Source organism: Pseudomonas sp. B1(2018), assembly GCF_003097365.1.
Lineage (GTDB): Bacteria > Pseudomonadota > Gammaproteobacteria > Pseudomonadales > Pseudomonadaceae > Aquipseudomonas > Aquipseudomonas laurylsulfatiphila.
The window spans coordinates 67459-80855 of sequence record NZ_PYUK01000019.1 but is presented as its reverse complement, the minus strand read 5'-3'; the positions used below and the strand labels follow the sequence as shown (position 1 = coordinate 80855).

Genomic DNA, 13397 nt, shown 5'->3' with positions numbered 1-13397 from the left:
CCGCCGTTCAAGGGCTCTGGCGCAGCGGAAAAAATCCGATGCTTTGCGGGCATTGAAAGTATTCATTCGAAGCATGCGTTTTCGCCGTCAGAAGTCGTATCGGCCGGTCACGCCGAGCGTGCGTGGCGTACCGAGCAGGCCTTCATAACCACCGTTGGCAGCCGTCCACAGCGTCGTGTAGTAGGTTTTGTCGAAGGCGTTTTTCAGCCACAACGAAACGTCCCACTGTCCCTGGTTGAAGTCACCGCGCAGACCGGTGGACAGGTTGACCACCGCATAACTCGGGATCTGCCCGAAGTCGGAGTCTTCCACCGTGCCCACCGCTTTGGAGCGGAATGCATAGCTGGCAGTGACGTACTCCTCGAAGCCGTTGCTCAGGTTCCACTTGTATTCACCGTTGGCGTTGCCGATCCATTTCGAGGCGCCGACCACTTGATGGCCAGTGAGGTCGCAAGACGCCGGAGCGCCCGGCGCCAGGCTGACTTCCGGCGGGCACGGCGCATCCTTGTAGGAGAGGTAACTGACGTCGTTGTACGAACCGTTGATGTTCAGCGTCAGGCCGCGCAGCGGGATCAGGGTGCTTTCGAACTCCACGCCACGGGAGCGCACGGAACCGGCGTTGGTCAGGTATTGCACGCGATTGACGTCGTCATAGGCGTTGGTCTGATAGCCGTTGACCTGGGTCCAGAACAGGTTGGCGTTGAGTTGCAGGCGACGGTCCCACAGGGTGCTCTTGAAGCCGAGTTCGGCGTTGTTGGCGCGCTCGGTGCCGATCAGCAACGAGTCGGCACCGGCCACAGGCGCCATACCGACGGCCAGGTTAACCCCACCGGATTTTTCGCCGTGGGACAACGTGGCGTAGGTGAGCAGGTCGTCGGTGAGGTGGTAGCTGAGGTTCAACAGCCCCGACGGACTGGAGCTGTACTGGTTCAGATCGCCGGAATCGTAGGCCCCCGCACGAGCGCGTCGTGCCGCGGCCGCCGCGCCGGTGACTGCGGCACCACCGGCGGGTGCATTGCGGGTCACCCAGGCGTTTTTCTCTTCATAGGTGCCGCGCAGGCCGGCAGTGAAATCCAGGCGTTCGGTCAGGTGCCAGGTGCCCTGTGCGAACAGCGCGAAGCTGTTGGTTTCGATATGACCGTTACCGACACTGTCGATGTTGTTCAGCGCACCGTTGGGCGTGCCGTTCCAGATGTCCGCTTGCGGCCCGTAGAAGGTGAAGGATTTGTTGTCCAGGTCGGAGCCGAAGTAATAAGCGCCGAGCACGTAATCGAAGAACCCGCCGGTAGGCGACGCCAGGCGAAACTCCTGGGAATACTGCTTGTCCTCCACCGAAACCCCGGCGTTGTAGAAGACGGTGGTGTTCAGGCCGTCATCATTGCGCGGGGTGAAATTCCACCAGCGATAGGCGCTGATGGACGTCAGGGTGAAGTCGCTCGGCAGCGTCCAGTTGGCCTCCACCGACGTGCCGCCCTGATGCACGGTGACATGTTGGTCGTTGTTCAGGTTGACCTTGCGGTGGGTGCCGTCGACCAGTGTCGCGCCCGTGGCATTGGCCCGGGTCTGGTAAAGGTTGGTGCCATTGATGGTCGGCCCGGTGTTGAACAACACGCGGGTGCCGGCGCTGGAGTCTTCTTCGTTGTAGTCGCCGATCCAGCGCAGGTTGAACGATTCGTTCGGCTTGAACAGCAACTGGCCACGGAAGCCATCGCGCGAGCCGCCGTTCAAATCGTGGCCGTCGAATTCGTTCTTGATATCGCCGTCGCTGCGGGTGCGATACGCAGAAAAGCGCCCGGCGAGCTGGTCATTCAGCGGGCCGGAAATCGTGCCCTTGGTCTGGAAGTAACCGTCCTCGCCCACCGAAGACTCGATGCTGCGTTCCGGGGTGAACGTTGGCGCGCGGGTGCTGATGTTGATCACACCGGCCGTGGTGTTCTTGCCGAATAAGGTGCCTTGCGGACCGCGCAGCACTTCGAGCTGCTCGATGTCCATCAGGTCGAATACAGCCATGCCCGGCCGGCCGAGGTAAACGTTATCGAGGTACAGGCCGACACTGCCTTCCAGGCCATCGCTGGCCGGGTTGTTGCCCAGGCCACGAATCGACACGCTGGACTGGCGCGCATGCATGTAGGCGACGTTGACGCTGGGCACCAGTTGCTGCAAATCCTGGATGCGATAGACCCGCTGGGCTTCCAGGGTCTGGCCGCTGACCACGCTCATCGGGGTGGGTACGTCTTGCGAGCTTTCTTCGCGGCGGCGAGTCGTGACCGTCACGGTTGCCAGTTGGGTATTGTCGGCCGTGGCGGTTTTTGCCGGGGTGGTTTCAGGGGTGGCGCTCTCGGCCGCATAGCCTTGGGTCCAGCTGGCACTGCCTGCCAGTAACAGGGCCAGGGGCAGGCGTTTGAGCCGTTGGGGTGAGGAGGTTTGAGCAAAGTGCAACGGACTCATAAGGCGGGGTTCCCGATCAGAAGAAATGCTTTATTGCTTGCCAGGCCGCCATCGCGAGCAAGCTCGCTCCCACACTGATCCTGTGAACACCTAAGACCCCCTGTGGGAGCGAGCTTGCTCGCGATAGCGTCGGCTCAGACGCCGTCGATATCCGGACCTTTCACCGTCTGGCTGACCTGCCCGTTCACACCCACCGGCACTTCACCCTTGAGCGTCACACGGCGCACGATCCGGTCCTGGGTCCCGTAGTCATCCACCGCATAATGCTGGGTCGAGCGGTTGTCCCAGATCGCCACGTCACCGGCCTTCCAGCGCCAGCGCACGATGTTTTCCTGGCGGATCACATGACTTTGCAGCAACCCGAACAGGTGCGCCGAATCGGCCTGGGAATAGCCCTTGATGCGTTTGACGAAATGCCCCAGCAACAGGCTCTTCTCGCCGCTGATCGGGTGCACGCGCACCACCGGGTGTTCGGTCTCGTAAACCGTCGAGGTGAAGACCTTGCGATAACGCTCCAGCTTCTCCGCCGAAACGTCCGGCCGGGTGCCGGCGTAGTCGTATTCGTTGCTGTGCACGGCGACCAGTTTGTCGGCCAGCTCACGCAGCTCCTCCGACAACCCGTTGTAGGCGGTGGCGGTGTTGGCCCACAGAGTGTCGCCACCGAAAGCCGGGGCCACCACCGAGCGCAGTATCGAGGCTTTGGGGTAGGCCTCGACGAAGGTCACGTCGGTGTGCCAGGAGCTCGCACGCTGGCCCTCGGCACCGTCCAGTTCCAGCAGAAAACGCGTGCCTTCACGCACCGGCACGGTCGGGTGGGCCACCGGTTCGCCGAGCAGGTGGGCGAACGCCTCCTGGCGCTGATCGTCGAGTTGGGTCTGCTCGCGGAAGAAGATCACTTTGTATTGCAGCAGCGCCTGTTGAATGGCTTCAACAGTGGCGGCATCCAGCTCGCCGGAAAGCTGTACGCCACGGATTTCGGCGCCGATGCGACCGGCCACCGGATGGATTTCAAGCGCGTGAACAGCGGGTTGTACTGCGAAAGCGGCATTGCTCATGGGTAGACCCTCATCAGACTGCTTGCGGTTGAACCGGCCGCGAAACACTGCTCTATCTATATTCCTTTTAGATCTAATAGATATCTACATGCTTCGTTGACGGAATAAGAGGTTGCATTTAAAACCTCAGTCAACCCTCGTCGCAAATGCCTTCGAGCTATTTTTAGGATGCCGGAAAAGCATATGGATCTTCGCCAGTTGCGTTACTTCATCGCCCTCGACGAACACCGCAGTTTCGTGCGCGCGGCCGAGGCCATGGGCATTACCCAACCGGCCTTCAGCCGCAGCATCCAGGGGCTGGAGCAAGAGTTCGGCTGCGTGTTGGTGGACCGTGGCAACAAGGATTTGCGCCCCACCCCAGAGGGCCTGGTGGTGCTGCAACATGCCCGCAGCCTGGTGCAGGGTGCGGCGCTGCTCAGCTCGGAAGTGACGCAGATGACCAAGCTCGATGCCGGGGAACTGCGCTTCGGTTGCGGCCCGGCGCCAGCGGTAAAACTGGTGCCGGATGCGGTGGCGCAATTCATCAATGCACACCCGAAAGTGCGCACCTGCTTCGAGGTGGATAACTGGGAAAAACTCAGCCGCGCCCTGAGCCGTGAGGAGATCGAATTCTTCATCGCCGACATCCGCCACTTCGAGTCCGACCCGAACTTCCAGACCCAGGCGCTGACGCCCAAGCGCGGTGTGTTTTTCTGCCGTCCCGGGCATCCACTGCTGGCCAAGGAGAGCCTGTCGACCAACGACATGTTCGACTACCCGCTGGCGACCACGAAGATCCCGCCAGGCATTCGCAAACTGCTGGCAAACCTCAGTGGGCGGGTGGATTTTTCGCCGACCCTCGAGACCGAACATTTTCCGGCGCTGGTGAAGGTGGTGCTGCAATCGAATGCGATTGGCGTGGGGACTGAAGAGGCCTTTGTTGAAGACATTGCCCAAGGTGCGCTGGTGCTGCTGCACTGGCGTAATTTGCCGCAGAACATCGAGAGCATGAATGCGCGGTGCGGGATTGTCAGTCGCACCGGGTTCCGGTTGTCCCCCGCGGCGCGGGCGATGATCGAGACGTTGGTGGCGGTGGACAGGCAGCAGATGGCCGTTGCGGTTTGAAGATCAAAAGATCGCAGCCTTCGGCAGCTCCTACAAGGACACGGTGATCCCTGTAGGAGCTGCCGAAGGCTGCGATCTTTCAAATTTTCAGAGGCGCCACCCAATCCGTCACCTTGAACGGTTTGCGAATCAGCTTCTGCTGCGACGCCAGGTCCACCGCATCCTGCAATTTGCCAAGGAACACCGGATCAAGTGTCGACGGGAATACCTCGCTCAATTTCTGATCCTTCAGATCCTGGCTGAGAATCACCGGCGGGTAACTCGCCAACCCCGACACCAACTGAACGTAAGCGTCCTTGTTGCTGTCCTGGGTCAGCCACGCCACCGCTTGCTGTTGAGCCTTGAGCAGTGTGGCGACCGCCTCGGGGTGCTCGTCGACAAACTTCCCGGTCCCCACCAACACGGCCTGCACACTGCCGGCGCCGCCCAGGTCCTTGGTGGTCAGAGGCAACTCGGCCAGCCCCTTGGCCTGTAATGCGGTGAGCCCGGAACCACCCCACGAGGCATCGATCTGCTTCGCCGCCAGCGCCGCCACCGCCGCGTTGAAGTCGAGGTTGATGACTTTCACATCCTTCTCGCTCAACCCCTGACTGGCCAGCGCCGCATCGAAGGACAACTGGCTGGCCGTGCCACGGAAGATCGCCACGCGTTTGCCCTTGAGGTCTTGCAGGGTCTTGATCCCCGAACCCGGTACCACGCCGAGGTAGTGCTTCACCCCGCGCGCCGAGGCGCTGAGCAATCGCGTATCCAGACCATTGGACTTGCCGATGATGGCTGCCAGGTCGCCGAGGTAGGCCAGGTCCACCTGACCATTGGCGAACGCTTCGTTGATCACCGGGCCTGCGCCCTTGAAGAAGCTCCACTGAATCTTGATGCCTTGATCGGCAAAGGCCTTTTCGAAGATCTGTTGATCGCGCAACACATCCACTACACCGCCACCGCTGTGTTGGGTACCGGCACTCAGGTCCGGCACGGCGATGCGGATTTCCTTGAGCTCGCCGGCGTTGGCCGTGAAGGCCAGCAGCCCCGCCAGGGCCGGGGCGGCGAACAGGCTGATGACACGTTTGAAGGGAAGGTTCATGGGTGCGGCTCCTTGGGGCAACGGGCGTTGATGAGCCGAAAGTAGGCCGAATCAGAACCAACACTTAAATACTATAAATTCACATTTTTAGATCATATGGATCTATGCCAACACCTGCGGACCTCTCCGCCGGGTATGCCTTGGCAGCATTGAAAATATTCTTGGAATGCATTGGATGCAGCGGCTGATGGAGGCCTTAAATGGTCTCGCTTATCTCTCAATAGCATTGAATTGAATTTTTATAGATCAATTTCGCATACACCTTAACCCCCTGTGGGAGCGAGCTTGCTCGCGATAGCGGTGTGTCATCCAGCACATAAGTCGCCTGACACACCCTCATCGCGAGCAAGCTCGCTCCCACAAAAAGCAGGCTTGCATTGCAACCCGACAACGGAGGTCACCCATGGCCCGTGTTTCCCTTCTGAGCCTACCGCTGGCCGCACCTCGGCTTGATGGTCGACGACATTGGCCGACGCTGAGCCAGCGGCTCTTGCCCTGGCTATTACCCTTCAGCCTGTTTGCCCTCTGGTGGCTCGCCAGCCGCAACCACTGGATGAGCGAGCAGATCCTGCCGGCGCCGACCCTGGTCTGGAGCAGTGCCGTTGAATTGTCCCAAGGCGAGTTGTGGAGCCATTTGTGGATCAGCCTGCAACGTTTGTCCTGGGGCCTGCTCGCGGGGATCAGTGTCGGTGCGGTATTGGGCGCGGCGCTGGGTTTCAGTCGTACGCTCGAACGCCTGGTGTTTCCCACCTTCGCCGGGTTGGCGCAAGTCCCGACCCTGGCCTGGATTCCCTTGTTCATGGTGTTTTTCGGCATCGGTGAAGTGCTGAAGCTGGTGGTGCTGATCAAGGCCATCGTGGTGCCGGTGACGCTGCATACACTGGTCGGCGTGCGCGACGCGCAACCCAGGCTGCGCGAAGCCGCCGCCGTGTTGCGCCTGCCCAGGCACCTGTTGATCCGCCGTCTTGTGCTGCCTGCCGCACTGCCGGCTTTCATGGCCGGTGTGCGACTTGCGCTGGCCGCCGGATGGACCTCGCTGCTCGCTGTCGAACTGCTCGCGTCCAGCGAAGGCATCGGCTACCTGATGGTCTGGGCACGCCAGTTGTTCATGCTCGACATCGTCTTCGTGTGCATCGTGGTGATCGGCTTGATCGGCGTGGCGATGGACCGCGGCATCGGCCTGCTGGACAGGAAGCTGGTGCACTGGCCGCACCCGGCCACCGCCGAAATCCGTCGCGGGCCGCGTTATCAAGGCTGGCAACGGCTGCAACCGTGGCTGCTGCCACTGGCGCTGCTGGCGGTGTGGCAATTGAGCTCGGATCAGCAGTGGATTGACCCGAACATACTGGTCAGCCCGCTGGCCGTCCTGCACACCACCTGGCATGGCCTGCTCGACGGCACGCTGATTGGCGGCATGGCCCTGAGCCTGGGCCGCACCCTTGGCGGGCTGCTGCTCGGTGGCGGGCTCGGCTTTGCTCTGGGCCTGTTGCTTGGACTGTCGCACACCAGTGAACGCGTGCTCGGCCCGACCCTCGCCGCCCTCCGCCAGATCGCCATATTCGCCTGGGTGCCGCTGCTCACCGCTTGGTTCGGCCTGGGGGAATTGGCCAAGTGGGTGTTCGTCGCCCTCGCCGCGTTTTTCCCGCTGTTCATCGCCACCCAACGCAGCGTCGCCAATCTCTCGCCACAACTCAACGAGGCTGCCCAAGTGTTGCGCCTGAATCTGCGCCAGCGCCTCGGTCGATTGGTGTTGCCGGGGGCGGCGCCGGGAATTTTCGCAGGCCTTCGCCTGAGCCTGATCTACGCCTGGCTCGGCACCATCGGCGCCGAATATTTCATGCCGTCCAACGGCGGCATCGGCAGCCAGATGATCGGCGCCCAGCAACTGCTGCGCATGGACCTGATCATGGCCGGCATGCTGCTGGTGGGCCTGACCGGCGCCCTGCTCAACCTCATTGGCCAACGCCTGGAAATCCGCGCCACTCGCTGGAGACACGCATGAACGCACCGATTGTCAGCTTCAATCACGTGGGCAAGACCTTCGACGTCGACGGCTTCGAACTGGAGGCCATTCGCGAATTCAACCTGGATATCGCCGAGGGCGAGTTCGTCGCCATCGTCGGCTCCAGCGGTTGCGGAAAATCCACTTTACTGCGGCTGTTGGTGGGCCTCGACAGGCAATTTCGCGGGCAGATAAGCGTCGATGGCAAAGCCGTCACCGGCATCGGTGGCGAGCGCGGCATCGTCTTTCAGGAACACCGTTTGTTCCCGTGGCTGAGCGTGGCCGACAACATCGGCCTGGGCCTGGTCAACGAACCATTGAGCGCCGCGCAAAAGCACTGGCGTATCCATGATTTCATCGAGCTGGTGGGCCTCGGCGACTTCGCCCGCGCCTATCCGCACCAGCTCTCCGGCGGCATGGCGCAGCGCGTGGCCATCGCCCGCGGCCTGGTGGCCAGCCCACGGATTCTGCTGCTGGACGAGCCCTTCGGCGCCCTCGACGCACTGACCCGCCAGCAGATGCAGGACGAACTGCTGGCGATCCGCGCGCGGGCAAAAATCACCACAGTGCTGGTCACCCACGATGTCGAGGAAGCGATCTTCCTCGCCGACCGCGTGGTGGTGATGGAGCCGCGTCCGGGGCGGATCAAGCAAGTGGTCGACATTGCCCTGCCCCATCCACGCCAGCGCAGCAGTTTCGACTTCCACCAATTGCGCGAAGAACTGCTTCACGAACTCACCAGCGACGGTCACTACCAGCCTCCCGTGCCGGTGCAGGTCCGCGATCTGCCGCTGTCCTTCATTGCCTACTGAAAAAGGAAATGCTTGATGCCGCAACGTCCCAACTTTTTAGTGATCCTGGCCGATGACCTGGGCTTTTCCGACCTCGGCGCCTTCGGCGGCGAAATCAATACGCCGAACCTCGATGCCCTGGCCAACAATGGCCTGCGCCTGACCGATTTCCACACCGCACCGACCTGCTCGCCGACCCGCTCGATGCTGCTCACCGGCACCGACCACCACATCGCCGGCATCGGCACCATGGCCGAAGCCCTGACCCCGGACCTGATCGGCAAACCGGGTTATGAAGGGCACTTGAACGACCGCGTGGTCGCCCTGCCCGAGCTACTGCGCGAGGCGGGTTACCAGACGTTGATGAGCGGCAAATGGCACCTGGGCCTGACCGCCGAATTGGCACCCCACGCCCGGGGTTTCGAGCGTTCGTTTTCGCTGTTGCCCGGTGCGGCCAACCATTACGGCTTCGAGCCGACCTACGATGAAACGACGCCACGGCTGCTGAAATCCACGCCGGCGCTGTATATCGAAGATGACCGGTTCATCGACGAACTGCCGAAGGATTTTTATTCTTCCGATGCCTTTGGCGACAAGCTGCTGCAATACCTCAAGGAGCGCGACCAGACCCGGCCGTTCTTCGCCTACCTGCCGTTTTCCGCACCGCACTGGCCGCTGCAGGCACCGGCCGAGGTGGTGGAAAAATACCGCGGGCGCTATGACGCCGGCCCCGAAGTGCTGCGGCTGGAACGTCTGGAAAAGCTCAAGAAGCTGGGATTGATCGAGGCCGATGTCGAGCCGCATCCCCTGATCCAGCTGAGCGCACAGTGGGATGCGTTGAGTGATGAACAGCGGCAGATTTCCGCGCGGGCCATGGAAGTTTATGCGGCGATGGTCGAGCGCATGGACTGGAACATCGGGCGTGTCGTCGATTACCTGCGTCAGCAGGGACAACTGGACAACACCTTCATCCTGTTCATGTCCGATAACGGTGCGGAAGGGGCATTGCTGGAGGCTTTCCCGAAATTCGGTCCGCAGTTGCTGACCTATCTCAACCAGCATTACGACAACAGCCTGGACAACATCGGCCGCGCCAACTCCTACGTCTGGTACGGACCGAACTGGGCGCAAGTGGCGACCGCGCCGTCGCGACTGTTCAAGGCCTTCACCACCGAAGGCGGGATTCGCGTGCCGGCGCTGGTGCATTACCCGCAGCTGCCGCTCAAGGGCCAGATCAGCCATGGGTTTGGCACGGTGATGGACATCACGCCGACCATTCTCGACCTGGCCGGCGTGCGCCATCCGGGCAAGCAATGGCACGGCAAACCCGTGGCGCAAGTTCGCGGGAAGTCGTGGCTGGGGTTCCTGTCGGGCGAGACGGCGCACGTGCATGACGAGCACACCGTCACCGGGTGGGAATTGTTCGGTCGGCGGGCGATTCGGCAGGGGCAGTGGAAGGCAGTGTACATCCCGGGACCGGTGGGGCCGGCGACCTGGCAGCTGTATGACCTGGGCAGTGATCCGGGGGAGATTCATGACCTGGCGTCGAGCCAGCCGCAGAAGCTCAGTGCCTTGATCGAGCATTGGCAGCGGTATGTGGATGAGACTGGGGTGATTCTGAGTGAGTCGCCGTTTCAGCCGGATTGATGTTGTCTGAACCGGCCCCTTCGCGGGCAAGCCCGCTCCCACAGGTTTCTGCGGTGAATGCAAAATTTGCATTCAGCACAAATCACTGTGGGAGCGGGCTTGCCCGCGAAGAGGCCCTTACAGACAGCCCTTAAGCCTGAGCCGTACGCCCCTTTTCCGCGACCAACTCTTCCCTGCGCTCAAACCGATTCGCCCGCGCAAACGTACCGAAATCATTGAACCGCACCCCCATCTCGCGCATCACCTTGTGCGCCACCGGCACGGTCAACTGGCGGATGTAGAAGGGTTCCTTCACCACAAAGTGATGGATCCCGTGGCTGCTGCCGAAGTTGAAGCAGAACGCCTGCAGTGGCCACAGCCACGGGGCATTGAGTACCTGGCATTGCTGCATCACGTTGCCCGGCTCCACGTCACCGTAGTAATGCATGTTCGAGCTGATGAAGTGCAGGCAGAAGGTGCGCAACACGTTCGGGCCGATGATCACGACGGCTGCGATGTCGATCACCTGCATCACCGACAACGTCGTCGCCGACCACTCGATCGGTGCGCCCATCAGATGCGCAACGCCATTCGCTGCATGGAAACCGAGAAACACGTACCACGCGCCCCAGTGCATCAGTGCCAGCGGTGCATAGACCTTCAGCGTGCGTTTGATGATGCTGAACTTCATCGCCCAGGTTTTGGCGCGCAGCATGCGGATGACCGAGGACATGATGTTGTCGCCGATCATCAACAGCCGCGCAAAACCCCAGGGTTCGCCATTGGTGATGGCGCGCTCTTCCGTGTCGGTCTCAGAGCCCGACACCTTGTGGTGATTGAGGTGCAGATGGCGGCGAATCCACGGGTTGATGGTGCTTGGGCGCGCCAGCCACACCAATCCCATCATCAAGTTGTGCGGCACTTTCTGCTTGCGAAAGTACATGCTGTGGATCAGGTCGTGCTCCAGCTCATGGGTCAGCGAGGCGAAAAACGCGTTGAGCAGCAGGCACGCCCACCAGGCCATGTGCCCGGTCATATAGAGCGCCGCCGAACCGACCATACCGGCGATGGCGAAGGTCAGAATGCCTGCGCCGAGGGCGTCCTGATGCTTGAGAATCGGGTATTGCTCACGCAGTTCGACACCTCTGGCCAGCACCACTTCACGGATATGGGCTGATCGTTGGGCTGCATTCAGTCGTTGGGGGCTTGCAGAAGTACGGTCCATGCTTCCATCCTCTGGTTATTGATGGTTGCATCCTGCCTTGCGGAACCTCGCAATGCGGTAGCCGTGAACGCCAACCTGTTGACTGGAAGCGCCAATCAGCATGACTGAACCGACCTCCCTCGCCAGCTGGACCCGCGCCCTGCGCAAGCAACTCGATGCCCTTGGCATTGACAGCACCGCCCTGTGCCAGCAAGCGGGGCTCGACCCGCAACTGATGGACGACCCGAACGCGCGCTACCCGCTGTCGGGCACCACACACCTGTGGAATCTGGCAGTGCAGGCCAGCGGCGACCCGGCGATCGGTTTGCGGGTTTCGCGTTTCGTCAGTCCGACCACCTTCCATGCGCTAGGGTATGCACTGGTGGCCAGCGGCAGCCTGCGGGAAGTGTTCGAGCGCATCGTGCGCTATCACCAGGTGGTCAGTGATGCCCTGGAGCTGGAACTGACTCGCGCCGAGGATCGCTACCGTTTCCGTCTGAAAATCCCCGCTGGCAATCCCGCCCCGGCCTTCGAAGCCATCGATGCGTTCATGGCGATTTACGTGCGCACCTGCCGCAATCGCCTGGGCCGCGACTACGCACCGTTGGAGACTTACCTGCGCCGCCCGGAGCCGGCAGACGCGCACCAATGGCATAAAGTCTTTCGCTCGCCCGTGCACTTCGGTGCCGACGAGGACCGGCTTGAGTTCGCCCTCATCGACTTCGACAGCCACCTGGACGACGCCAACCCGGAACTGGCCGAACACAACGAAACCGTGCTCAAGCGCACCCTGGCGCAACTCAAGCCGCTGACGTGGGAGCGCAAGGTCCGCGACGCCATTGAAGAACAACTGCCCGAAGGCGAACCCAGCGCCGAGCACATCGCCAAGGCTCTGCACCTGAGCCTGCGCAGCCTGCAACGGCACTTGGCGGACGAGGGCTGCCGGTTCGATACGCTGCTCAACGAAAGCCGCGAAAACCTCGCGCTGTTGCACCTGCGGGACCCGCAGGTGTCGCTGAGCGAAATCAGTTATCTGCTCGGGTTTGCCGATACCAGCAGCTTCAGTCGTGCATTCAAGCGTTGGACAGGGATGACACCGGGGCAGTTTCGGGATGGGTTGCGCTGATTGATTCGGAAGGTGAGTTGGCTGGTCTGGCCCCATCGTCGGAACGCCGCCCGGAGCAAGCCCGCTCCCACAGGTTTTTCGGTGACCACAAATCTCTGATTCACCCAGCCCCCCTGTGGGAGCGAGCTTGCTCGCGATAGCGGACTTTCAGTCGACATACCTGGAGACTGACACACCGTCATCGCGAGCAAGCTCGCTCCCACAAGGGATATGCGTCGAGTTTCAGATTGTGGCCAGTGTCCGCAACCGCTCGGCATCGAGGATTTCGATCTCGCCGTAACTCAGCCCGATAACTCCCTGCCCCTGCAACTCCTTGAGAATCTGGTTGGTGGTCTGGCGCGACAGCGACAACATGGCGGCAAGCTGCTCCTGGGGCAGTTGCAGGACGCGTCGCGGCGGGGCGGTCTCGCCATAGCCTTCGGCGATCATCAGCAAGCGGTGCGCCAGCCGCGCGGGGGCCGGCAACAGGCTCAGCTGTTCGAGGTTGATGAAGGTCATGCGCAGTTTCTGGCTCATCAGCAACGCCAGTTGCCGCCAGTGCTGCGGATGCTCGTCGAGTAACGTCAGCAAGATGTTCTGGGGAATGTGCAGCAGTGTGCACTGGCCCACGCCGTAGGCATCGTGGGTGCGTGGCTGGCCATCGAACAGGCAGATCTCGCCGAACCAGTGCGGCGGCTCCACCAGGCTCAGCAAGGCTTCCTTGCCCTGCTCGCTCACGGCACCGACGCGTACCGCGCCTTCAAGCACCGCGTACAGGCCGCAGGGCGGATCGCCACGCTTGAACAGCCGCTGGCCCGGCGACAGCCGCCGCAGTCTGGCCGCCGACAGCAGGCTATCCTGTAGGGAAACAGGCAAATGGCTGAACCACTGACCGCTCATCAGGCGTGGACGCCAGACCTGCATATCCATGAAAACTCCTAGAGATTGTCGCCTGGCTGACAGAGCGGGAAGTGACCCCGG

10 protein-coding genes are annotated in these 13397 nt (G+C 61.7%); 5 read left to right on the top strand and 5 right to left on the bottom strand.

The features are described 5' to 3' along the window. Positions 1-87: 87 nt before the first annotated feature. Positions 88-2448: a TonB-dependent receptor gene (locus C9422_RS25195; RefSeq protein ID WP_116582530.1), complete on the bottom strand. Its 2361-nt coding sequence runs from the start codon at positions 2446-2448 to the stop codon at positions 88-90. A gap of 134 nt (positions 2449-2582) precedes the next feature. Then, entirely contained in the window at positions 2583-3503 is a 921-nt protein-coding gene (locus C9422_RS25190; RefSeq protein ID WP_095964486.1) for a TauD/TfdA family dioxygenase, read from the bottom strand. A gap of 183 nt (positions 3504-3686) precedes the next feature. Between C9422_RS25190 and C9422_RS25185 the strand changes: the two genes are divergently transcribed. Further along, the gene (locus C9422_RS25185) at positions 3687-4607 is read left to right on the top strand and encodes a LysR family transcriptional regulator (RefSeq protein WP_116582529.1); all 921 of its coding nucleotides are present in this window, start codon (positions 3687-3689) and stop codon (positions 4605-4607) included. Between the two features lie 79 nt (positions 4608-4686). Here the strand turns inward: C9422_RS25185 and C9422_RS25180 are convergent, their stop codons facing one another. Then, positions 4687-5688: an ABC transporter substrate-binding protein gene (locus tag C9422_RS25180; protein ID WP_116582528.1), complete on the bottom strand. Its 1002-nt coding sequence runs from the start codon at positions 5686-5688 to the stop codon at positions 4687-4689. Between the two features lie 403 nt (positions 5689-6091). Here C9422_RS25180 and C9422_RS25170 point away from each other — a divergent pair, with 403 nt between their 5' ends. The 3 genes from C9422_RS25170 to C9422_RS25160 are packed head-to-tail and all read left to right on the top strand — an operon-like array spanning position 6092 to position 10128. Continuing rightward, positions 6092-7690, top strand: a complete 1599-nt coding sequence (locus C9422_RS25170; RefSeq protein WP_116582527.1) for an ABC transporter permease — start codon at positions 6092-6094, stop codon at positions 7688-7690. Further along, positions 7687-8502 carry an ABC transporter ATP-binding protein gene (locus tag C9422_RS25165; protein ID WP_116582526.1) on the top strand — a complete coding sequence of 272 codons (816 nt, stop codon included), beginning with the start codon at positions 7687-7689 and terminating at the stop codon, positions 8500-8502. The genes C9422_RS25170 and C9422_RS25165 overlap by 4 nt, the downstream gene beginning before the upstream one ends. 15 nt (positions 8503-8517) lie before the next feature. Then, positions 8518-10128, top strand: a complete 1611-nt coding sequence (locus tag C9422_RS25160) for an arylsulfatase (RefSeq protein ID WP_116582525.1) — start codon at positions 8518-8520, stop codon at positions 10126-10128. 130 nt (positions 10129-10258) lie between these two features. On the opposite strand, the gene C9422_RS25155 is transcribed toward C9422_RS25160, so the two are convergent. Continuing rightward, the gene (locus C9422_RS25155) at positions 10259-11332 is read right to left on the bottom strand and encodes a fatty acid desaturase (protein ID WP_116582524.1); all 1074 of its coding nucleotides are present in this window, start codon (positions 11330-11332) and stop codon (positions 10259-10261) included. Between the two features lie 100 nt (positions 11333-11432). On the opposite strand from C9422_RS25155, the gene C9422_RS25150 reads away from it, so the two are divergent. Continuing rightward, positions 11433-12437 carry an AraC family transcriptional regulator gene (locus C9422_RS25150; RefSeq protein ID WP_116582523.1) on the top strand — a complete coding sequence of 335 codons (1005 nt, stop codon included), beginning with the start codon at positions 11433-11435 and terminating at the stop codon, positions 12435-12437. 222 nt (positions 12438-12659) lie between these two features. On the opposite strand, the gene C9422_RS25145 is transcribed toward C9422_RS25150, so the two are convergent. Further along, positions 12660-13346, bottom strand: coding sequence for a Crp/Fnr family transcriptional regulator (locus tag C9422_RS25145; RefSeq protein WP_116582522.1), 687 nt, complete (start codon positions 13344-13346; stop codon positions 12660-12662). Positions 13347-13397: the final 51 nt, after the last annotated feature.